At 66.9% G+C, this 21,822-nt stretch carries 20 protein-coding genes; 13 read left to right on the plus strand and 7 right to left on the minus strand.

Going from position 1 to position 21,822, the window contains the following annotated elements:
• Position 1: 1 nt before the first annotated feature.
• The 3 genes from RZE79_RS04290 to RZE79_RS04300 are packed head-to-tail and all read right to left on the minus strand — an operon-like array spanning position 2 to position 3,632.
• On the minus strand, positions 2-853 hold the full coding sequence (locus RZE79_RS04290) for a TonB family protein (protein WP_319359162.1): 852 nt from the start codon (positions 851-853) through the stop codon (positions 2-4).
• 52 nt (positions 854-905) lie between these two features.
• Positions 906-2,978, minus strand: a complete 2,073-nt coding sequence (locus RZE79_RS04295; RefSeq protein WP_319359163.1) for an RNB domain-containing ribonuclease — start codon at positions 2,976-2,978, stop codon at positions 906-908.
• A gap of 60 nt (positions 2,979-3,038) precedes the next feature.
• On the minus strand, positions 3,039-3,632 hold the full coding sequence (locus tag RZE79_RS04300; RefSeq protein WP_319361090.1) for a YqiA/YcfP family alpha/beta fold hydrolase: 594 nt from the start codon (positions 3,630-3,632) through the stop codon (positions 3,039-3,041).
• A gap of 288 nt (positions 3,633-3,920) precedes the next feature.
• Here RZE79_RS04300 and RZE79_RS04305 point away from each other — a divergent pair, with 288 nt between their 5' ends.
• From RZE79_RS04305 to RZE79_RS04330, 6 genes are all read left to right on the plus strand, one after another.
• The gene (locus RZE79_RS04305) at positions 3,921-4,664 is read left to right on the plus strand and encodes a response regulator transcription factor (protein WP_319359164.1); all 744 of its coding nucleotides are present in this window, start codon (positions 3,921-3,923) and stop codon (positions 4,662-4,664) included.
• 6 nt (positions 4,665-4,670) lie between these two features.
• Positions 4,671-6,506, plus strand: coding sequence for an ATP-binding protein (locus RZE79_RS04310; RefSeq protein WP_319359165.1), 1,836 nt, complete (start codon positions 4,671-4,673; stop codon positions 6,504-6,506).
• Positions 6,507-6,541: 35 nt separating this feature from the next.
• Complete coding sequence (gene rodA / locus RZE79_RS04315) at positions 6,542-7,696, plus strand: rod shape-determining protein RodA (RefSeq protein WP_153280633.1); 1,155 nt, start codon at positions 6,542-6,544, stop codon at positions 7,694-7,696.
• Positions 7,697-7,811: 115 nt separating this feature from the next.
• Entirely contained in the window at positions 7,812-9,272 is a 1,461-nt protein-coding gene (gene tldD, locus RZE79_RS04320; RefSeq protein WP_319359166.1) for a metalloprotease TldD, read from the plus strand.
• Positions 9,273-9,354: 82 nt separating this feature from the next.
• Positions 9,355-9,888, plus strand: coding sequence for a hypothetical protein (locus RZE79_RS04325; protein ID WP_319359167.1), 534 nt, complete (start codon positions 9,355-9,357; stop codon positions 9,886-9,888).
• Between the two features lie 234 nt (positions 9,889-10,122).
• A complete protein-coding gene (locus tag RZE79_RS04330; protein WP_319359168.1) occupies positions 10,123-11,241 on the plus strand; it encodes a 3-deoxy-7-phosphoheptulonate synthase in 1,119 nt (372 codons plus the stop codon).
• Positions 11,242-11,252: 11 nt separating this feature from the next.
• On the opposite strand, the gene RZE79_RS04335 is transcribed toward RZE79_RS04330, so the two are convergent.
• Together RZE79_RS04335 and mpl are read right to left on the minus strand one after the other, a co-directional pair.
• Positions 11,253-11,762: a cupin domain-containing protein gene (locus RZE79_RS04335; RefSeq protein WP_319359169.1), complete on the minus strand. Its 510-nt coding sequence runs from the start codon at positions 11,760-11,762 to the stop codon at positions 11,253-11,255.
• Positions 11,759-13,171: a UDP-N-acetylmuramate:L-alanyl-gamma-D-glutamyl-meso-diaminopimelate ligase gene (gene mpl / locus RZE79_RS04340; RefSeq protein ID WP_319359170.1), complete on the minus strand. Its 1,413-nt coding sequence runs from the start codon at positions 13,169-13,171 to the stop codon at positions 11,759-11,761. Before mpl ends, RZE79_RS04335 begins: the two co-directional genes overlap by 4 nt.
• A gap of 101 nt (positions 13,172-13,272) precedes the next feature.
• Here mpl and RZE79_RS04345 point away from each other — a divergent pair, with 101 nt between their 5' ends.
• The 7 genes from RZE79_RS04345 to RZE79_RS04375 all read left to right on the plus strand — a co-directional run bounded on the left by RZE79_RS04345 (position 13,273) and on the right by RZE79_RS04375 (position 19,679).
• Positions 13,273-13,869: a hypothetical protein gene (locus tag RZE79_RS04345; protein ID WP_319359171.1), complete on the plus strand. Its 597-nt coding sequence runs from the start codon at positions 13,273-13,275 to the stop codon at positions 13,867-13,869.
• Entirely contained in the window at positions 13,870-14,430 is a 561-nt protein-coding gene (locus tag RZE79_RS04350) for a TlpA disulfide reductase family protein (protein WP_319359172.1), read from the plus strand.
• Positions 14,431-14,531: 101 nt separating this feature from the next.
• Positions 14,532-14,990 (plus strand): acetyl-CoA carboxylase biotin carboxyl carrier protein, encoded by a 459-nt coding sequence (gene accB, locus RZE79_RS04355; protein ID WP_319359173.1) that lies wholly within the window; start codon positions 14,532-14,534, stop codon positions 14,988-14,990.
• Positions 14,991-14,992: 2 nt separating this feature from the next.
• Entirely contained in the window at positions 14,993-16,342 is a 1,350-nt protein-coding gene (accC, locus tag RZE79_RS04360) for an acetyl-CoA carboxylase biotin carboxylase subunit (protein ID WP_099795103.1), read from the plus strand.
• A 23-nt stretch (positions 16,343-16,365) separates the two neighbouring features.
• On the plus strand, positions 16,366-17,256 hold the full coding sequence (prmA, locus tag RZE79_RS04365) for a 50S ribosomal protein L11 methyltransferase (protein WP_319359174.1): 891 nt from the start codon (positions 16,366-16,368) through the stop codon (positions 17,254-17,256).
• A gap of 82 nt (positions 17,257-17,338) precedes the next feature.
• Positions 17,339-18,718, plus strand: a complete 1,380-nt coding sequence (locus RZE79_RS04370) for a zinc-ribbon and DUF3426 domain-containing protein (protein WP_319359175.1) — start codon at positions 17,339-17,341, stop codon at positions 18,716-18,718.
• 58 nt (positions 18,719-18,776) lie between these two features.
• Complete coding sequence (locus tag RZE79_RS04375; protein ID WP_319359176.1) at positions 18,777-19,679, plus strand: carbohydrate kinase family protein; 903 nt, start codon at positions 18,777-18,779, stop codon at positions 19,677-19,679.
• A 115-nt stretch (positions 19,680-19,794) separates the two neighbouring features.
• On the opposite strand, the gene RZE79_RS04380 is transcribed toward RZE79_RS04375, so the two are convergent.
• Together RZE79_RS04380 and RZE79_RS04385 are read right to left on the minus strand one after the other, a co-directional pair.
• Positions 19,795-20,355, minus strand: a complete 561-nt coding sequence (locus tag RZE79_RS04380) for a histone H1-like DNA-binding protein (RefSeq protein WP_099795107.1) — start codon at positions 20,353-20,355, stop codon at positions 19,795-19,797.
• A gap of 199 nt (positions 20,356-20,554) precedes the next feature.
• Positions 20,555-21,745 (minus strand): ribonucleotide-diphosphate reductase subunit beta, encoded by a 1,191-nt coding sequence (locus RZE79_RS04385; protein ID WP_319359177.1) that lies wholly within the window; start codon positions 21,743-21,745, stop codon positions 20,555-20,557.
• Positions 21,746-21,822: the final 77 nt, after the last annotated feature.

Below are 21,822 nucleotides of genomic sequence, written 5' to 3' on the forward strand. Positions count from 1 at the left end.
GTTACTGGGACGACAGCTCGATGGTCTCGTCGCGCGTGAACTTGAAGCGCGACTGCAGCACGATCTGGTCGGTCTGCTTGCGCATCGCGTCGGTGAACTTGCCGAAGTTGCCCACGCTGCGCACGATGGCCTGGGCCCGGCGGTCGAGCGTGGTGTCGCCCGAGCTTTCGTCGACCACGGTGTCGAGCACACGCCCGTCGTGGTTGATGGTGACGGTCATCTTGAGTTCGCCGTAGAGCTTCTTGCCGGCCGCGGTCGGGAAGTTCTCGGTGCCCTTGACCTCAATGCGCCGGCGCAGCGTGTCGACATACAGCGCGTAGGCGGCCTCGCGCGTGGCGGGGCTCAGGTAGCGCTTCTTGGGGCGCGCGTTTTCTTCGTTCACGCGGCGTTCGATTTCTGCGAGCAGCGCGACCATCTGGCGGCGCTTTTCCTCGCGCGCGGCGGCCTCGGTCGGGTCGCCGGCCTGGCGCGGATCGGGCACGGGCATGGCGGCCAGCTCGCGCTTGAGCTGCGCCAGCATCTGCATCTGCTGGGCCTGCATGGCCTCGACCTGGCGGCGCGATTCCTCGAACGAGTCGCCCATGGTGGTGAAGCTCGACGGCGGCAGCGGGCTGGTGGCACGGCCCTTGTCGAGGTCACCGCCACCCGCGAGCGTGGTCTGCGCCATCACACGGGCCGAAGGGTCGGGCTTGTCGTTGGTCTTGCTGTTGACAAGGATCACTTCGAGCGGGGTTTCGCTGAAGACCCGGTTGAACGATTCGGGATCGACGAAGCGCACCGCGAGCAACGCGGCATGCGCGATGACCGACACGCCCAGAGCGATCTGCAGCGTGCTGAGGTCCTTGAGATTCATTCTCGAAACTCCTCCAGGGGGCGGCGCGTGCCTCCGGTCGTTCGACCGGGGGTCATGCAGGCGCGGTCGTCGTCGGGTCGGGTGCGGCCTCGCTGTCGCTCAGGTCGACCGCGATGGCGATCGGGCCGGCGACTTCTTCTTCGTCGTCCTCGCCGCCGCTTTCATCGGCTGCGGCATCGGTTTTCGGCATGTCGAAGCGTTCGAGCACGGTGCCGCTCACGTCGAGTGCGATCTCGTCGATTTCGCCGAGCTTCACGCGCACGCGCGCACCGCGCTCCTGCTGGCCGGCCACCGGGAACACCAGCGGCAGCGCATCGGCACGCACCAGCGCACCGTTGGGAATGTCCTTGATGACCGTGGCTTCGAGCTCGGTGATGCCTTGCTGCTGCAGGTACTTGAGCGTCCAGAAGCGCTCCATGCCGCCTTGGTAGGCGTTGTACGTGGCATAGGCGGCGTCGAAGCCCGAAAGAATCGAGAACAGGTCGGCGTCCTTCGGCTTGAAGGGCGCGGCCAGCGCGGCGGTCTTGCCGTGGCGCGCGGCCGCGATGATCTGCCACTGGTTCACGAGGTCGGTGTAGCGGCGCAGCGGCGAGGTGCTCCAGGCGTAGCTCTTCACGCCCAGGCCCGCGTGCGGCAGCGCGCGCGTGCCCATGCGCACCTTGATGCCGGGCGCCAGGCTGGCCTGGCTGCGGTACAGGCCGGGCACGCCGAGTTCGCCGAGCCAGCCGCCCCAGCTGCTGTTGGCCAGGATCATGGCCTCGGACACGATCAGGTCGAGCGGCGCGCCGCGCTGGCGCGTGGTGATCTGCACCTGCTCGTTGCCGGTGGGTTCCGCGCCGTCGTTGCCGACGAGGCGGAAGTTGTAGTCGGGCCGGCTGAAGTTCTCGGGCTTGCCGCGCACCACTTCGCGCTGCGCCTTCAGGTGCTTGGCGAGGCGGAACAGGAAGGAGAGCGGCGCGCGCAGTTGCGCGGCGGCGTCGGGCGTGTTGTCCGAATTGAAGGTGGCGTCTTCGAGCCAGGGCTGCGTGACGACGGCGTCGAGCTGGTCGTGGCGCAGGTTGGCGACGATCGGCACGCGCTCGAGCTTGGTCTCGGTGCCTTGCAGTTCCAGCGTGGCTTCGTCGAAGCGCGCATAGAGCGACACGGCCGGGCGGTCGCCGCCTTCGAGCAGTGTGTAGGTGTCGACCACCTCGTCGGGCAGCATGGTGATCTTGTAGCCCGGCATGTACACGGTGGACATGCGCGCGCGCGCCACCGCGTCGATGGCGCTGCCTGGCGTCAGCGCCAGGCCCGGCGCCGCGATGTGAATGCCGACCGTGATGGTGCCGCTGCCCATGCCCTGCACCGACAGCGCGTCGTCGATTTCGGTGGTCTGCGAATCGTCGATCGAGAAGGCCCGCACGCCTTCGGCCAGCGGCAGGTCGTCGGCGACGGCCGGCGCCGCGAGCGCGGGAAAGCCGGTGCCCTTGGGGAAGTTCTCGAACAGGAAGCGCCGCCAGTGGAACTGGTAGGGCGAATCGATGGCGCCGGCGCGCTCCAGCAGGTCGAGCGGCGGGCGCTGCGTGGCGCGCGCGGCATCGACCACGGCCTTGTATTCGGGGGCGTTCTTGTCGGGCTTGAACAGGATCTTGTAGAGCTGCTCGCGGATCGCCGGCGGGCACACGCCTTCGGCCAGTTGCCCGGCCCATTCGACGATCTGCGCCTGGATGGCTTTCTTCTTCTCGATGGCGGCCAGCGCCTGCTGCACGATCTCGGCGGGCGCCTTCTTGAAGCGCCCCTTGCCCGCGCGGCGGAAGTAGTGCGGCGCCTCGAACAGCGCGAACAGCGCAGCGGCCTGCTGCGCCAGCGTGGGCTTCTCGCTGAAATAGTCGGCGGCCAGGTCGGCAAAGCCGAACTCGCCTTCGGCTGCGAATTCCCAGGCGAGGTCGAGGTCCATGGCGGCGGCCAGCGCGCGCGCCTCGGCCATCAGCTCGGCCGGGGCCGGTTTCTCGAAACGCAGAACGATGTTGGCGCCCTTGACCTTGACGCGCTTGCCGGTCTCGAGCTCGACCTGTGCCGAGGCTTCGGCTTCCGACAGGACGCGGCCGCCGAGGTATTTACCGGCTTCTTCAAACAATACAAACATGCCGCGATTGTCCACGACTCGGCAACCCCGGAGCCGCCGCCCCGGCCGGCGGCGCGCGCCCTAAACAGGGTTGATGAAGGCCATCACGTCGGCCAGGTGCGCTTTTTCGAAGTCGGACAGCGCATGGTCGCCGCCTTCGAGCAGCTTGATGCGGCTGTCGGGATAGCGCGCCGACATCTCGTGCCAGTCGAGCGCCTCGTCGCCCTTGGCGATGATCGCGAACAGGCGCTCCGGCCGCGTGAGCGCGCCGATTTCCATGGCGCGCAGCTCCTGGATGAATTCCGGCTGGAAATAGAAGTGCTCGGACGGGTCGTGCCAGGCGGTCTGACTGCCGATGTAGCGCGTGAGGTCGCGCGCCGGGTGCACGGCGGGGTTGAGCAGCACCGCGCGGCAGCGCGTCATGCCGGCGACGTAGGTGGCGTAGAAACCGCCGAGCGACGAACCGATCACCGCCATCGATTTGCGCGGCCAGTGCGCGATGCCCTTCATCACCATGTCGATGGCATCGTGCGGCGACGGCGGCAGTTGCGGGCACCACCACTCCAGGTTCGGATGCTCGCTCGCCACGTGCTTCGCCACCAGCCGCGCCTTGGTCGAGCGGGGCGACGAGCGGAAGCCGTGCAGGTACAACAGATGGGTGGTTTGCGGGTCCATGGAGAGGAGGTGACTGGCGGTGCGCAGGTCGCGCCCCGTGGCCGGGTTCAGACAATTTTGCATGAGGTCCGCGCCGCTGCTGGCGTGGTGACCTCATAAATCCCTGCGAACCGGCCCGTGAAGAGGCAACGGGAACGTGGCTGGAATCCGAAAGTACTCACGGCGCAGCCGCGCCGGGGTGCGGGTGATGCGGTGACGAAGGATGAGACAAGTTTCGTGACGCATCTGGCAGGGGGCATCCCATGAACGAGGGAGGCCGGTCGGGCGTGGCGGCGGGTGTCGAGGCTTATGCTTCAACCCATGAATACCGAGGCACAGGATGACGGGATGCCACGCCGCTGGGGCGTGCTCGTGGTCGAGGACGACAGCCGCGCACGCGCCTTCTTCGAAGCGAGCGTGCAGCGCAGCCCGCGCCTGTTCTGGCTCGGCAGCGCCGGCACGGTGCAGGAAGCGCGCAGCTGGCTGGCCGCCACCGCGACCATTCCCGACGTGCTGCTGGTCGACCTCGGCATGCCCGACGGCACCGGGCTCGATGTCATCCGCGACGCCGTCGCGCGCTTTCCCGGCTGCGAGCCGCTGGTGGTATCGGTCTTCGGCGACGAAGAGAACGTGCTGGCCAGCATCGAGGCCGGCGCCGTGGGCTACATCCACAAGGACGCCGCACCCGAAGACATCGCGCAGACCATCGTCGAGATGAAGGCCGGGGCCTCGCCGATCTCGCCCATGATCGCGCGCCGCGTGCTCGCCAAGTACCGCAGCCTGCAGGCGGCCGTGCCGGGCACAGCCGGCGCGGCGCCGGCAGAGACGGCGCTCGACGAGACCGACCGCGGCCTGCTCTCGGCGCGCGAACACGAGGTGCTGACGCTGATCGCACGCGGCTTCTCGTACGCCGAGATCGCGCGCCTCAAGGGCCTGAGCGTGCACACGGTGCAGACCCACATCAAGAATCTCTACGGCAAGCTCGCGGTGCATTCCAAGAGCGAAGCGGTGTTCGAGGCCACGCGCCTCGGCCTGCTGTCCCACCCGGGCTGAGCGCGGATGCTGCGGCGGCTGGCGTTCCTGTGCCTGCTGGGGCTGGCCGCGCTGTTTGCCGTGGTGAATGTCATGGCGGCCAGCGCGCAGGGACCGATCGAACTGCGCCACGCCAGGGTGACCACCACCATCGACGGCGTCGTGCAGACGGAAGCCGTCGACCTGTCCTATCACTGGGACCGCCGGCACCAGGGGCGCACCGGCTTCGCGAGCTTCGACCTGCCGTTCCGGATCGAGACCGTGCCCGAGGTGCCCTGGGGCGTCTTCATTCCCCGTGCCGGCAGCGTCTTCGAAGTGCAGCTCAACGGCGCGCTGCTGCAGGCCTATGGCGACCTCGGCCAGGGCAACCGTGCCGACTACGCCAAGGCCCCCGTCTACGTGCCGGTGCCCGGGCGGCTGCTGAAAGAGGGCGAGAACCTGCTGCAGATCCGCATCCGCGCCGACAGCGAACGGCGCGCCGGCCTGTCGCGCGTCACCATCGGGCCGGCGACGCCGGTGCGCACCGCGCTGTTCGAGCGCGCCTACGCCTGGCGCTTCACGGGGTCGGTGCTGCTGACGGCGTTCAGCCTGATCGTCGGCAGCATCGCGCTGGCGCTGTGGTTCACCCAGGTCGACACCGGCGCGACCGGCCGCCGCCAGCGCGACGCCCTCTATTTCTGGGCCGCGGTCGCCGAGTTCTGCTGGGCGGTGCGCGTGGCCGACGCCATGATTCCCGAGCCGCCGCTGCCGTGGCAGCTCTGGGGCGTGCTGATGGCCGGCTGCTACGCAGGCTGGGCCGCCTCTGCCATGATGTTCTGCTATCACCTCGCCGACTGGGCGCAGAACCCGCGCCTGCGCTGGGCGCGCTGGCCGATGGCGGCCGTGGTGGCCGGCACCGTGGTGTTCACCTGGCTGGCGCTGAACCGCGAAGAACCGCGCTGGCTCACGGGCTGGCTGGCGGTCGAGATCACCATCGTCGTCGGCTTCGTGATCGCCTTTGCCGTGGCCACGGTGCGCCGGCCCAGTGTCGAGCGGCTGCTGGTGGCCGGCGCCGCGCTGGTCACGGTGGCTTTCGGCGTGCGCGACTGGCTGGTGATCCGCCTGAGCGACGCCTACGGCGAAACCACCTGGGTGCGCTACACCTCGGTGCTGTTCGGGGTGGCGCTGCTGCTCATCGTGCTGCGGCGCTTTCACTTCGCGAGCGTGCAGGCGCGCGGCTGGGTCCAGACGCTGGCCGACCGCGTGGCGCAGCGCGAGCGCGAACTGGCGGCCACCTACGCCGAGCTGGAAGCCGTGGCGCGCGACCAGGCGCGCACCCACGAGCGCGAGCGCATCCTGCGCGACATGCACGACGGCGTGGGCTCGCACATCAGTTCGGCGATCCGCCAGCTGCAATCGGGCCAGACCAGCCCCGAAGAACTGCTGCGCACCCTGCGCGACTCGCTCGACCAGCTCAAGCTGTCGATCGACTCCATCCACCTGCCGCCCGGCGACATCGGCGCGCTGCTGGCGGCGCTGCGCTACCGGCTGGAGCCCCGGCTGGCCGCGGCGGACATCGCCTTCGAATGGGGTGTGGACGAGCTGCCCACGGTGACGCAGCTCGACGCCCACGCCACGCGGCAGCTGCAGTTCCTGCTGTTCGAGGCCATCTCGAACGTGCTGCAGCACGCCCACGCGAGCGCGCTGCGCATCGAGGCCGACGCGCGCGCCGGCGCCGTGCACCTGCGTGTGATCGACAACGGCGTGGGTTTCGACGCCGCCGAGGTGCCGACGGCGCTGTCGAAGCGCGCCGCCGCGATCGGGGCGCGTCTGGCGCTCGAAAGCCGACCGGGCCGCACGGTCGTTCAGCTCGGTTTCGACTGATCGGGCGGGCGGGGCGGGGATAATCCGCCCCCATCATGTCTGCCGTGTTCAACCAGCCCTCCCTGGCGCGTCGCATTGCGCCCATCTTCCAGGGCTTCGACGGCTTCCTGGCCTTTGCCGTGATGCTGCTCGCCTTTGCCGGGCTGCTCACCATGTATTCGTCCGGCTACGACCATGGCTCGCGCTTTCTCGACCATGGCCGCAACATGCTGCTGGCCGGCGGCATCATGTTCGTGGTGGCGCAGGTGCCGCCGCAGCGGCTGATGGTGTTCGCCGTGCCGCTCTACGCAGCGGGGGTGGCGCTGCTGATCGCGGTCGCGCTGTTCGGTATCACGAAGAAAGGCGCCCAGCGCTGGATCAATGTGGGCGTGGTGATCCAGCCCAGCGAAATTCTCAAGATCGCGATGCCCCTGATGCTGGCCTGGTGGTTCCAGCGCCGCGAAGGGCAGCTGCGCCCGCTCGACTTCGTGGTGGCGACCGTGCTGCTGGCGGTGCCGGTCGGGCTCATCATGAAACAGCCCGACCTGGGCACCTCGCTGCTGGTGCTGGCGGCCGGGCTGGCGGTGATCTTCTTTGCCGGACTGCCGTGGAAGCTCATCGTGCCGCCGGTGGTGATCGGCGCGGTGGCGATCACGCTCATCGTGGGTTTCGAGTCGCGGCTGTGCGTCGACGGCGTCGACTGGCGCGTGCTGCACGACTACCAGAAGCAGCGCGTGTGCACGCTGCTCGACCCCAGCAAGGACCCGCTGGGCAAGGGCTTTCACATCATCCAGGGGATGATCGCCATCGGCTCGGGCGGCGTGGGCGGCAAGGGCTTCATGCAGGGCACGCAGACGCACCTCGAGTTCATTCCCGAGCGCACCACCGACTTCATCTTCGCGGCGTATTCGGAAGAATTCGGCCTGATCGGCAACCTGGCGCTGATCGCGGCCTTCATCCTGCTCATCTTCCGCGGGCTGACCATCGCGCTGAACGCGACCACGCTGTTCTCGCGCCTGCTGGCCGGGGCGGTGACCATGATCTTCTTCACCTACGCCTTCGTGAACATGGGCATGGTCAGCGGCATCCTGCCTGTGGTGGGCGTGCCGCTGCCGTTCATCAGCTACGGCGGCACCGCCATGGTCACGCTGGGGCTGGGGCTGGGCCTGCTGATGTCGATTGCCCGGGCGCGGAAACTGTCCCAGAACTGAATCAGGCCAGAAACACCGAGGAACCGGCTTTGCCGGGCCTCAGGTGTTGCCCCCGGTAGGGGGTTGGAGAAGCGACACGAAGTGCGCGGAGCCTGGGGGCGAGCAATAATCCGTCATGATCTCTCGCGAACCCACCATCGAGCGCTTGGCTATAGCGCAACAGCTCCTGCTCACGCCGTTCGGCCTGGACGAATCGCACCTGAGCAAGGCACTGGCCGAGATCACCGCGCACCGCGTGGACGATGCCGACCTGTACTTCCAGTACACCCGCAGCGAAGGCTGGAGCCTCGAGGAAGGCATCGTCAAGACCGGCAGCTTCAGCATCGACCAGGGCGTCGGCGTGCGCGCCGTGAGCGGCGAGAAAACCGCCTTTGCCTATTCGGACGACATCTCCGAGGCTTCGCTGCTCGACGCGGCGCGCACGGTGCGCTCCATTTCTTCCGCCGGTCGCACGGCCCGCGTGAAGACGCCCGCCCGCAAGATCGCCGCGAGCCGCTCGCTCTACAACGGCGTCGATCCCATTTCCACGCTCGACAGCACCGCCAAGGTCAAGCTGCTCGAACGGGTCGAGAAGCTGGCCCGTTCGCGCGACCCGCGCGTGGCGCAGGTCATGGCCGGCCTGGCCAGCGAGTACGACGTGATTCTGGTGGCGCGCGCCGACGGCACGCTGGCGGCCGATGTGCGACCGCTGGTGCGGCTGTCGGTGACCGTGATCGCCGAGCAGAACGGCCGCCGCGAGGTCGGCTCGGGCGGCGGCGGCGGGCGCTTCGGCCTGGCTTACTTCACCGACGAGCAGATCGCCGAGTACGTCGACCACGCCGTGAAGGCCGCGCTGACCAATCTCGATGCCCGCCCGGCCCCGGCCGGCGAGATGACCGTGGTGCTCGGCTCGGGCTGGCCCGGCATCCTGCTGCACGAAGCCATCGGCCACGGCCTGGAGGGCGACTTCAACCGCAAGGGCTCGAGCGCGTTTTCGGGCCGCATCGGCCAGCGCGTGGCGGCCAAGGGCGTCACGGTGCTCGACGACGGCACCATCGTCGATCGCCGGGGCTCGCTCAACGTGGACGACGAAGGCCACGCCAGCCAGCGCAACGTGCTGATCGAGGACGGCATCCTCAAGGGCTACATCCAGGATTCGATGAACGCGCGCCTCATGAAGGTCAAGCCCACGGGCAACGGCCGCCGCGAGAGCTACGCCCACGTGCCGATGCCGCGCATGACCAACACCTACATGCTCGGCGGCGACAAGGACCCGAAGGAAATCGTCGCCAGCATCAAGAAGGGCCTGTACGCCACCAACTTCGGCGGCGGGCAGGTCGACATCACGAGCGGCAAGTTCGTGTTCTCGGCCAGCGAGGCCTTCTGGGTTGAGAACGGCAAGATCCAGTACCCGGTGAAGGGCGCGACCATCGTGGGCAACGGCCCCGACGCGCTCACCCGCGTGACCATGATCGGCAACGACATGGCGCTCGATTCGGGCGTCGGCACCTGCGGCAAGGAAGGCCAGAGCGTGCCCGTGGGCGTCGGCCAGCCGACCCTTCGCATCGATGGCCTGACGGTAGGTGGAACGGCTTAGGACTTTCGGCACTTGCCGGCTGTTTCGTTCGGTTGCTAAGCTGCGCTCCTTTTTTGCGAACGACGAATCAAGGAGCATTTCAATGGGGAACAGGATCAATTCGCCCGCGGTGTTGTGGGCCGCGACCGCCGTGGTGGCGCTGGCCACCGTAGGTTGCGCCTCGCGCGGCGGTTCGGGCAGCCAGCCCGCTGCCGCACCGGCACCCGCTGCTGCAGCGCCCGCGGCGCCCAGCGGTTCCAGGGCCGGCCTGGACGCCCGTGGCAACGTGGTCGACTCGTCCAAGGTCGAGGCCGGCAGCGGCCGCACCGTCAAGGGCCTGAACGGCTACGAAGGCGAGATCACCGGCAACCCGGCGCGCAACAGCAAGTTCACGCGCCTGCAGATCGGCATGAGCACCAAGCAGGTCACCGACATCGCCGGCCAGCCCACCGACCAGGGCGCCTACATGACGGGCAAGGCCTGGATTCCGTTCTACTTCGGCAGCGACCGCCACCGTTTCGAGATGACCTACAAGGGCCAGGGCCGCCTGATCTTCGCGGGCGGCGGCATGGGCGATTTCAGCAGCGGCAACCTGATCTGGATCATTCACAACGCCAACGAATCCGGCTACAGGTAAAAACAACAGGGGCCCGGTCGCGTGACCGGGTTTTTGTTTTCCGTGCTACATTCCGCCCACATGTCCGCCCTCCGCGCTTACTTTTTTGCCTACTTTTGGTTCCCGGTTTCCGGCGGACGAGAGGCGAGCGCGTAAAGCAAACGAACACCCTCCCAGAACCGCCGGTGGCTTCCAGCCCCCGGCGGTTTTTTTATGCCCTGACGATTTTTCATTCACACCAACAAGGAAGAAATGATGAGCACGAACACCCCTCCCACCGGCGACAGCTGGTATGCGAGCGTCGAAAAAACCAGCAAGACCGACGACGAACGCATCAAGGACATCAACGTGCTCCCCCCTCCCGAACATCTGATCCGCTTCTTCCCGATCCGCGGCACGCCGATCGAAACGCTGATCACCGGCACCCGCCGGGGCATCCACAACATCATGGCCGGCAAGGACGACCGGCTGCTGGTGGTCATGGGCCCGTGTTCGATCCACGACCCGGCCGCAGCCCTCGAGTACGCCCGCCGCCTCAAGGCCGAGCGCGACAAGTACGCCGGCACGCTGGAAATCGTGATGCGCGTGTACTTCGAAAAGCCGCGCACCACGGTCGGCTGGAAGGGGCTCATCAACGACCCGTACCTGGACGAGAGCTATCGCATCGACGAAGGCCTGCGCATTGCGCGCCAGCTGCTGATCGACATCAACCGCCTGGGCCTGCCGGCGGGCAGCGAATTCCTCGACGTGATCTCGCCGCAGTACATCGGTGACCTGATCGCCTGGGGCGCCATCGGTGCGCGCACCACCGAAAGCCAGGTGCACCGCGAGCTGGCCTCGGGCCTTTCGGCGCCCATCGGCTTCAAGAACGGCACCGACGGCAACATCCGCATCGCCACCGACGCCATCCAGGCGGCGGCACGCGGCCACCACTTCCTGTCGGTGCACAAGAACGGCCAGGTCGCGATCGTGCAGACCAACGGCAACCGCGACTGCCACGTGATCCTGCGCGGCGGCAAGACGCCGAACTACGACGCCGCCAGCGTCGAGGCCGCCTGCAAGGACCTCGAAGCCGCCAAGCTGCCGCCCACGCTCATGGTCGACTGCAGCCACGCCAACAGCTCCAAGCAGCACCAGAAGCAGATCGACGTGGCCAAGGACATCGCCGACCAGATCGCCGGCGGCTCCAAGCGCGTGTTCGGCGTGATGATCGAAAGCCATCTGCAGGCGGGCGCCCAGAAGTTCACGCCGGGCAAGGACCAGCTGTCGGGCCTCGAGTACGGCAAGAGCATCACCGATGCGTGCATCGGCTGGGACGATTCGGTGCAGGTGCTCGAGACCTTGTCTCAAGCCGTCAAGCAGCGCCGCGGCTGAAGCGTAGCTAGTTAGAGCATGCCGGCCAGGTCAGGCCAGTGGTGCCGCATCGACGCCGCTTCGTCGCTGCCCTGCGGCACCAGCGAGAAATCCGCGAAGTCGAAACCCGGCCCGACCATGCAGGCGACCAGCGTGTAGTCGCCGGCCGCGTGGCCCTGGATCGGGCGCGCGGCCTGCCATTGGCCGGCGGGCACCACGTGCTGCGGCCGGGTGCCGTGGATATCGACAGGGCCCAGCTTCACGCGGGCCGGCGCAGTCCGCATCGCGGCATCGCAAGTCCACAGCGCCAGCGGCACGCCTTCCAGATGCACCCAGACTTCATCGGACAGCACCCGGTGCCAGCGTGAATGCTGGTGGGCTTCGAGCAGGAAATAGATGCTTGTCAGCGCGCTGCGCGGCGCGCGGCCATCAGCAGGCGTCACGCTTGCGGCCGACCGGAACACCTCGCTGTACCAGCCGCCCTCGGGGTGGGGCTGGAGCTTCAAGCTGTCGATCAACTCACGCGCGCGCATGCTGCTCATGACCCGTGGGCGGCGCGCAGGGCGTCCAGCAGTTTCTCGTGCACGCCGCCGAAGCCGCCGTTGCTCATGCAGACGATGTGATCGCCCGGCCGCGCGGCGGCCACGACCTGTTGCACCAGCGGCTCGATGGCGCCGGCGACCTGGGCGCTTGCGCCCATCGGCGCCAGCGCGGCGGCGGCGTCCCAGTCGAGGCCGGCCGTGTGGCAGAACGACAGGTCGGCCGATTCCAGGCTCCATGGCAGTTGCGCGGCCATCACGCCCAGCTTCATCGTGTTGCTGCGCGGCTCGAAGGCCGCGAGGATGCGCTCACTTTGCTTGCCGGCATCGTCGAGCTTCTTGCGCAGGCCGTCGAGCGTGGTGCGGATCGCGGTGGGGTGGTGCGCGAAGTCGTCGTACACGGTGATCGCGCCGCCGCTGCCCTCGACCGTGCCGCGCAGCTCCATGCGGCGGCGCACGTTGCGAAAGCGCCCGAGCGCGCGGGCGGCCTCGGCCGGCGGCACGCCCACGTGGTCGGCTGCGGCAATGGCGGCCAGCGCGTTCATCTGGTTGTGCAGGCCGGAGAGGTCCCACTCGACCCGGCCGACTACCTCGCCGCAGTGCAGCACATCGAAGGCATCGTGCGTGCCGCGCGCCTGCCATTCCGTGGCCGGACCGCCATCGCCGAAACGGGCGAGTTCGCTCCAGCAGCCCTGGGCCAGCACGCGCTGCAGGCTCTCTTCGGTGGCGTTCACCACCAGGCGCCCGGTGCCGGGCACGGTGCGCACGAGGTGATGGAACTGGCGTTCGATGGCGGCCAGATCGTCAAAGATGTCGGCGTGATCGAACTCCAGGTTGTTCAGCACGGCGGTGCGCGGCCGGTAATGGACGAACTTGCTGCGCTTGTCGAAGAAGGCCGTGTCGTACTCGTCGGCCTCGATCACGAAGGCCGGGCCGTCGCCCAATCGGGCTGACACGCCGAAGTCGAGCGGCACGCCGCCGACCAGGAAGCCGGGCGCCTTGCCGCCCTGTTCGAGCACCCAGGCCAGCATCGAGGTGGTGGTCGTCTTGCCGTGTGTGCCGGCCACGGCCAGCACGTGCCGGCCCTGCAGCACGTGCTCGGCCAGCCACTGCGGGCCGCTCGTGTAGGGCTTGCCGGCGTCGAGGATGGCTTCCATCAGCGGAAACTTGGGGCTGCCGTCGGGCAGGCGGGCCCGCGACACCACGTTGCCGACCACGAACATGTCGGGGGCGAGGGCCAGCTGGTCGGCGCCGAAGCCTTCGATGAGGTCGATGCCGAGCGCGCGCAGCTGGTCGCTCATCGGGGGGTACACGCCGGCGTCGCAGCCCGTGACCCGGTGGCCTGCTTCGCGTGCGAGGGCGGCCACACCGCCCATGAACGTGCCGCAGATACCCAGAATATGAATGTGCATCGGCCAATTCTAGGGAGGCGCCGCGGGTGCCTTGGCCGCTTCGCCCCGGGCGCCGTACTGATGTTCATGTGAGGGACGCCCGCAGCGGGCAAAATGCCCCGATGGACACGTCCAAGCGTGAAATCGCAGCCGTTGCCGCCCGACTCGTCGTCGAGGAGGGGCTCGAGTACGGCCCGGCCAAGCGCCGGGCGCTGCGCGAACTCGGCCTCCCGACGCGCACCGGCCTGCCCAACAACGACGAGGTCGAGGCTGAGGTGCGCGACTACATCGCGCTCTTCTGCGCCGACACCCAACCCCAGGAACTGCACGCGCTGCGCCTGCTCGCGCTCGAGTGGATGGAGCGCATGGCCGTGTTCCGGCCGCATGTGGGCGGGGCCGTCTGGCATGGCACGGCCACACGTTTGTCAGACATTTATATTCAATTGTTCTGCGATGATTCCAAGTCGGCCGAAATTGCCTTGATCGATCACCATGTGGACTACGAGCCGCGCATGGTGACCGGCTTCCATGGCGAACAGGTCGAAGCCCTCAGCGTCCACGCGCCGAGCCGGGCGCTGGGCGAGGAAATCGGGGTTCACCTGTTGGTGTACGACCTCGACGACCTGCGCGGCGCCCTCAAGCCCGACGCCCAGGGGCGAGCGCCGCGCGGCGACCTGAACGCGCTGCGCCGACGCATTGAACAAGAAAAGGACCAGTGAATGACTTCAACGCCCACACGACGCGGCATGCTGTATGCCGGCGTGGCGGCAGTCGCTGCTGCGGCCGGCGTGGCCGGCGCTTGGTGGCGGGAGCGCAATGACAACGGCGTGGCGGCCACGGGCGGCGAAAAGCTCGATGCGGCCATGTTCTGGGACCAGCGCTTCGAGCGCCCCGAAGGCGGCGAGCTGGCCCTGACGAGCCTGCGCGGCAAGCCCGTGCTGCTCAACTTCTGGGCCACGTGGTGCCCGCCCTGCGTCGAAGAAATGCCGATGATCGACGCCTTTTTCCGTGAACATGGTGTCAACGGCTGGCAAGTTGTAGGCTTGGCCATTGATCAACCGAGTGCCGTGCGCAAGTTCCTGCAGCGCACGCCCGTCACTTACCCGACCGCATTGGCCGGGTTGCAGGGCATGGAACTGGTCAAGAATCTGGGCAACACTGGGGGCGGCCTGCCGTTCACCTTGGTGCTTCATGGCGATGGTTCCGTGCTGGCTCGTAAAATGGGCAAGCTTGAAACCACCGACCTGGACGCTTGGCGACGCCAACTTGTTCACGGTTAGAATTTAAATACACAAGCTGGCGTTAGACGCCAAACGCCGAAAATCGACGGTTTTCGGTCAAGTTCTTTCCTAAAGACCGGCAAAGCTGGCACTGGAGTCCCATGGATCTGCGCAAACTCAAGACACTGATCGATCTGGTGTCCGAATCGAATATTTCCGAACTGGAAATCACCGAAACCGAAGGCAAGGTCCGCATCGTCAAGGGTGGCGGTGCCGCCCCCGTGCAGTACGTGCAGACCCTGGCCGCCGCGCCCGCTGTCGCAGCGCCCGTGGCTGGTGCTGCCGCCCCGGCCGCCGCGGCCCCCACCATCGAAGCTGCACCGAGCGGCCATGCCGTGAAGTCGCCGATGGTTGGCACTTTCTATCGTTCGTCCAGCCCCGGTGCTGCGGCCTTTGTCGAAATCGGCAGCAAGGTGAACGAGGGCGACACGGTCTGCATCATCGAGGCGATGAAGATCCTTAACGAAATCGAGGCCGACAAGTCCGGCACGATCACCCAGATCCTCGGCGAAAACGGCCAGGCGGTCGAATACGGCCAGCCGCTGTTCATCATCGAGTAAGCATGTTCAAGAAGATTCTGGTCGCCAATCGCGGCGAGATTGCCCTTCGGATTCAGCGTGCCTGCAGCGAGATGGGCATCAAGGCCGTGATGGTCTATTCCGAGGCTGATCGCGACGCCAAGTACGTCAAGCTGGCACAGGAAGCCGTCTGCATCGGCCCCGCGCCGTCAGGCCTGAGCTACCTCAACATGCCGGCCATCATTTCGGCCGCCGAGGTGACGGATGCCGAAGCCATTCACCCCGGCTACGGTTTCCTCAGCGAGAACGCCAATTTCGCCGAACGCGTGGAGCAAAGCGGCTTCCAGTTCATCGGCCCGACGCCCGACAACATCCGCACGATGGGTGACAAGGTCTCGGCCAAGCAGGCCATGATCAAGGCTGGCGTGCCTTGCGTGCCCGGCTCGGAAGGCGAACTGTCCGACGACGCCGCCACCAACAAGCGCATCGCCCGTGCGATCGGCTACCCGGTGATCATCAAGGCGGCAGGCGGCGGCGGTGGCCGCGGCATGCGCGTGGTGCACACCGAGGCGGCGCTGGTCAATGCGATCCAGATGACCAAGGCGGAAGCCGGCGCGGCCTTCAACAATCCGGCCGTGTACATGGAGAAATTTCTCCAGAACCCGCGCCACATCGAAATCCAGATCCTCGCGGACAAGCACAAGAACGCGGTCTACCTGGGCGAACGCGACTGCTCCATGCAGCGCCGCCACCAGAAGGTGATCGAGGAATCGCCGGCCCCCGGCATTCCGCGCAAGCTGATCGAGAAGATCGGCGAGCGCTGCGCCGCCGCCTGCAAGAAGATCGGCTACCGCGGCGCCGGCACCTTCGAGTTCCTGTACGAGAACGGCGAGTTCTACTTCATCGAGATGAACACGCGCGTGCAGGTGGAGCATCCGGTCACGGAGTTCACCACCGGCATCGACATCGTGAAGACGCAGATCATGGTCGCCGCGGGCGAAAAGCTGCCGTTCACGCAGCGCCAGATCGAGATGCGCGGCCACGCCATCGAGGTGCGTATCAACGCCGAAGACCCGTGGAAGTTCACGCCGTCGCCGGGCCGCATCACCATGTGGCACCCGCCGGGTGGTCCGGGTGTTCGCGTCGACTCGCACGTGTACACCAACTACTTCGTGCCCCCGAACTACGACTCGATGATCGGCAAGATCATCGTGTACGGCGACACGCGCGAGCAGGCCATGGCGCGCATGCGCACGGCGCTGAACGAAACCGTGATCGAAGGCATCCAGACCAACATGCCGCTGCACCGCGAGCTGATGGTCGACGCCAAGTTCATGAGTGGCGGCACGAACATCCACTACCTCGAAGAGTGGCTCGCAGCGCACAAGCGCTGAGTCCACGCGCGAAAACGCCCTGTATGTTTGAACTCCGCCTGATGGCGCCGGAAGACCGGGTCGAATGGCTCGGCGATGCGCTCGACGCACTCGATGCGCTGAGCGTGTCGGTCGAAGACGCCGACGCGCAAACCGATGCCGAGCAGGCCCTGTTCGGCGAGCCCGGCATGCCGCCGCCCAAGGAGGGTTGGCAGCGTTCGCGCGTGATCGCGCTGTTCCCCGATGAAGCTGCTGCCAACGAGGCCGCCTCGGTGCTCGCGCTGCAGGACCTCTTCGGCGGTTGTGCGGTGCTCGGCGTGGCGCCGGTGCCCGATCAGGACTGGGTGCGGCTCACGCAATCGCAGTTCGCGCCGGTCGAGATCACGCCCGAGTTCTGGATCGTGCCCACCTGGCACGAGCCGCCGGCACAAGCCAGGCAGGTGATCCGGCTCGACCCGGGCCTGGCCTTCGGCACCGGCACGCACCCGACCACGCGCATGTGCCTGCGCTGGATCGCGACGCAAGGCGAGGGCGCCTTTGCCGACCAGCGCGTGCTCGACTACGGCTGCGGCTCCGGCATCCTGGCCATCGGTGCAGCGAAGTTCGGCGCGCGCACCATCGACGCCGTCGACATCGACGAGGCCGCGGTCTCCTCGACCCGCCTCAACGCCGAAGCCAACAGCGTGCAACTGAACGCCGGCCTGCCTGAAGCGGCCAAGGGCGAGTACCAGACGGTGCTCGCCAACATCCTCGCGACGCCGCTCAAGGTGCTGGCGCCGCTGCTGCGCAGCCACGTGGCCGCCGGCGGTTCGCTGGTGCTGGCCGGCATCCTCGAGCGCCAGGCCGACGAGCTGAAGGCAGCCTATGCGCCCTACGCCGCGCTCGAAGTCAGCGACACCGAGGACGGCTGGATCCTCATGACCGCGCGCTGCTGAAGCGCGCGGCCGGGCGCTCGCGCTGCGGGCGCCCCGGGCGCCTGCCTGAGTGGCGAGGGCCCAACCCTACAATCGCCCCGTCATGAGCCTCGTCACGCGTTGCCCCGCCTGCACCACCACCTTCAAGGTGGTGCGCGACCAGCTTCGCATCTCGGACGGTTGGGTGCGCTGCGGCCGCTGCAGCCATGTGTTCGATGCCACGCTCGACCTGCAGGATGCGCCCGATGGTGCCGCGTCCGCGCCTGCCGCGCCGGCACCCGCACCGGCCTCTTCGCCGATGGCTTCGATGGCCGCACTGGTGGCGTCTTTCGAGGATGCGCGCATCGACCTGACGGCGGTGCCAGCAGCAGTCGAGGAAGCAGACTTTCTCGACGACGAGTCCGAGCCGCAAGCGCCAACGCCTGCGCCTCACGACGAGGCGGGCCTGTCGACCGCTGCCGCGGCGCCGGCCGCGCCGCCCCTGCCTTTCTCGCTGACGCTGCCCGCGCACGGACTTTCTGCAGACGAGCCCTGGTCCGATCTTGACACCCGAGAACCCGCATGGCGTCCGCCCGCGAGTTCGCTGCCGCCGTTTCCGAACATCGACCTGAACCTCGGCGCACCGCCGCCCGCGTCACCGTCGCCTGCGCCGCCCTTGCCCAACCTGCCGCGCAGTTCCGCGCTGCGCGGGCTGGTCGCAGCGACCGGTGAGGATGACGACGGCGCGGCTGGAGAGCGTGAGCAGGAAGAAAAAGACCACGACCAGCTCCTGATCCAGAAGGCGTTGCGCCGCGCGCGCGCCAAGTCGGCCAAGATCGCGAACGCCAAGGCCCGCGACGCGCAACAGCACGAAGCGGCGGTCGCGCCGCTGCCCGGCCCCGGCATCCGTGCCGAAGGCGAGCCCGACTTCTCGCTCTCCGCAACCTTCGAGGCGCCCGAGGACCATCCCTTCGCCGAAGAAGACGAGCCGGTCAAAAAGTCTCTCGGCTTCTGGCAACGCAAGGGCACACGTCGCCTGATCGCGGTGTTGGCCGTGCTCGCGGCGTTGATCCTCATCGTGCAGGTCGTTCGCCATGAGCGCGACGGCATCGTGGCGCGCCAGCCGAACCTGCGGCCGGCCCTGTCGGCGCTGTGCCAGTACACCGGCTGCGAGCTCGCACCGCTGCGCCAGATCGGCGACATCGTGATCGAAGGCGCGGCCTTCGCGCGCGAGAAGAGCGGTGGCAACGACTACCGGCTGAGCTTCACCTTGCGCAATGCGGCGACCGTGCCGCTCGCCATGCCGGCCATCGAGTTGTCGCTGCTCGACTCGCAGGAGCAGGCTGTCGTGCGGCGCGTGCTGACACCGACCGACTACGGCGCGCCCGGCGTGCTGGCCGCGCGTGCCGACCGTGCGGCCTCGCTGCCGCTGACCTTGTCGGCCAGCGAAGCAGCGGCGCTGCCGCCGATCGCGGGCTACCGCGTCGAAGCTTTCTATCCCTGAGCGGAGCGCCGACACGCGCGCCGTTCGTTCCCTTTTTCATCCAACCTACGGTCCACCCATGGCAGCAGTGATTTGCGGTTCCCTCGCGTTCGACACCATCATGACTTTCGAGGGCCGGTTCGCCGACCAGATCCTTCCGGACCAGCTGCACATCCTGAATGTGTCGTTCCTGGTGCCGGGCCTGCGTCGTGACTTCGGCGGCTGTGCCGGCAACATTGCCTACAGCCTCAACGCACTCGGCGGCACGGCGCTGCCGATGGCCACGCTGGGCAGCGACGGTGCCGACTACGCCGAACGCATGCGCACGCTGGGCATCAGCACGGAGTTCGTGCGTCAGCTCGACGACACGTTCACCGCGCAGGCGATGATCATGAACGACACGGACAACAACCAGATCACGGCGTTCCACCCCGGCGCGATGCAGCAGGCGCACGTCACGAAGGTGGTGGCGCGCGAAGACATCAAGCTCGGCATCATCGCGCCCGACGGCCGCGACGCGATGCTGCAGCACGCCGAGCAATTCGCCGCCGCCGGCATTCCCTTCGTGTTCGATCCGGGCCAGGGCCTTCCGATGTTCGACGGCGACGCGCTGCGTCACTTCATCGAGCTCGCGAGCTGGGTCGTGGTCAACGACTACGAAGGCAAGATGCTGGCGCAGCGCACCGGATGGAGCCTGGCCGAGATCTCGCAGCGCGTGCGTGGTCTTGTGGTCACGCTGGCCGCCGAAGGCTGCGAGGTGTGGACGAACGGCGAGCGCGAGCACGTGCCCGGCGTGGTGCCCGCAGCGGTGATCGAGCCCACGGGTTGCGGCGACGCATGGCGCGGCGGCCTGCTGTACGGCCTGGAAAAGGAATGGCCGCTGGCCCGCTGCGCAGCCCTCGGCAATCGCATCGGCGCGCTCAAGATTGCGCAACGCGGACCGCAGAACTACCAGATCGATCGCGCGACGCTCGACCTGTGATTCGCTGACGTGCCTGCATCGCTTCGGCGATACGGCAAATAGCGGGCGCCCATGAAAAAAGCCCGGCACCTTGCGGTGCCGGGCTTTGTGCCTTTCAGGGCCGCTGAGAATTCACTCAGGGCTTGCTGGCCGTCGGAAACGGCCAGGCTGCCTGGGGATTCAGCGTCGTTTGCGCCGCAGGGGCAGGCGCTACGGCAGCCTTCGCAGGCGCGGCGGCCTTCTTGGCAGCAGGCTTCTTGGCAGCAGCGGCAGGCTTGGCAGCGGGCTTTTTCGCGGCTTTCTTGGCGGCTGCCTTTTTGGCAGGAGCCTTCTTGGCGGCAGCCTTCTTCGCAGGGGCCTTCTTGGCAGCAGCCTTCTTGGCAGGCGCCTTCTTCGCTACGGCCTTCTTGGCTGGCGCCTTCTTGGCGGCGGCCTTCTTTGCCGGAGCCTTCTTGGCAGCGGCCTTCTTCGCCGGTGCAGCCTTCTTCGCTACGACCTTCTTGGCTGCAACCTTCTTGGCCGCGACCTTCTTTGCCGGAGCCTTCTTCGCTACGACCTTCTTGGCGACAGCCTTCTTAGCCGGAGCCTTCTTGGCAGCGACCTTCTTTGCCGGAGCCTTCTTCGCGGCGACAGCCTTCTTTGCCGGAGCCTTCTTTGCAGCGACCTTCTTGGTCGGCGCTTTCTTTGCAGTTGCCATTTCTATTTCTCCTTGATCAAGTTGAAAAAATCAACCTATTGAAGCACTCCACGCGCGTTGGGAGCGTGAAGTGATTCATGGCGTTGGAATCTGAGCTCCAGCACCATGAACACCTGAGCCCTCGTCCATGCCGCGCTCTGTGGCGCAGTCGGTGGCAAGGGCAATTCTTGAATTCATGAATTGTTGTGTATCGAAAAATTCAATCCCAGGAGAGCGCACCACCCGACTGGTACTCGATCACGCGGGTTTCGAAAAAGTTGCGCTCTTTCTTCAGGTCAATCATTTCGCTCATCCAGGGGAACGGGTTTTCCTCGTTCGGGAAGAGCGTTTCGAGGCCGATCTGCTGCGCGCGCCGGTTGGCGATGTAGCGCAGGTAGCCCTTGAACATGGAGGCGTTCATGCCGAGCACGCCGCGCGGCATGGTGTCTTCGGCGTATTTGTATTCGAGCTCGACGGCCTTCATGAAGAGGTCCTTGATCTCGGCCTTGAACTCTGCAGTCCACAGGCCGGGATTCTCGAGCTTGAGCTGGTTGATCAGGTCGATGCCGAAATTGCAGTGCATCGACTCGTCGCGCAGGATGTACTGGTACTGCTCGGCGGCGCCGGTCATCTTGTTCTGGCGGCCCAGCGCAAGGATCTGCGTGAAGCCGACGTAGAAGAAGAGGCCTTCCATCAGGCAGGCGAACACGATGAGCGACTTGAGCAGCGTCTGGTCGGTCTCGTGCGTGCCGGTCTTGAAGAGCGGGTCGCTGATGGCGTCGATGAACGGGAGCAGGAACTGGTCCTTCTCGCGGATCGATTGCACTTCGTTGTAGGCGTTGAAGATCTCGCTCTCGTCCAGGCCGAGCGACTCGACGATGTACTGGTACGCGTGCGTGTGGATCGCTTCCTCGAAGGCCTGGCGCAGCAGGAACTGGCGGCACTCGGGGGCCGTGATGTGGCGGTAGGTGCCCAGCACGATGTTGTTGGCGGCCAGCGAGTCGGCGGTCACGAAGAAGCCGAGGTTGCGCTTGACGATGCGGCGTTCGTCTTCGGTCAGGCCGTTCGGGTCTTTCCACAACGCGATGTCGCGCGTCATGTTCACTTCCTGCGGCATCCAGTGGTTGGCGCAGGTGGCGAGGTACTTTTCCCAGGCCCACTTGTACTTGAACGGCACCAACTGGTTGACGTCGGTCTGGCCGTTGATGATGCGCTTGTCGGAAGCCTTGACGCGCTGGCCTGCAGCGGCGGCCACCGGTGCGGTGGCAGTGGTGGGTTGTGCAAGCGACGAAGTCGGAGCGGCGACCGCGCGACCTGCGGAAGAACCGCTGGTCGATGCGTGGTGCTGCTGCAATCCTTGTTGCATATCCTTTGGTAAGGAGGGCTTGACTTCTTCGTCCCAGGTCAACATAGAAAAATCCAATGCGCAATTATCGGAGCAACGATGTGAGTTGCAAAGTGCTCGTTCACATCGTGCGCCATTTATGG

Origin of the sequence: Variovorax sp. EBFNA2, from assembly GCF_033802765.1 — a bacterium.
Lineage (GTDB): Bacteria > Pseudomonadota > Gammaproteobacteria > Burkholderiales > Burkholderiaceae_C > Variovorax > Variovorax paradoxus_H.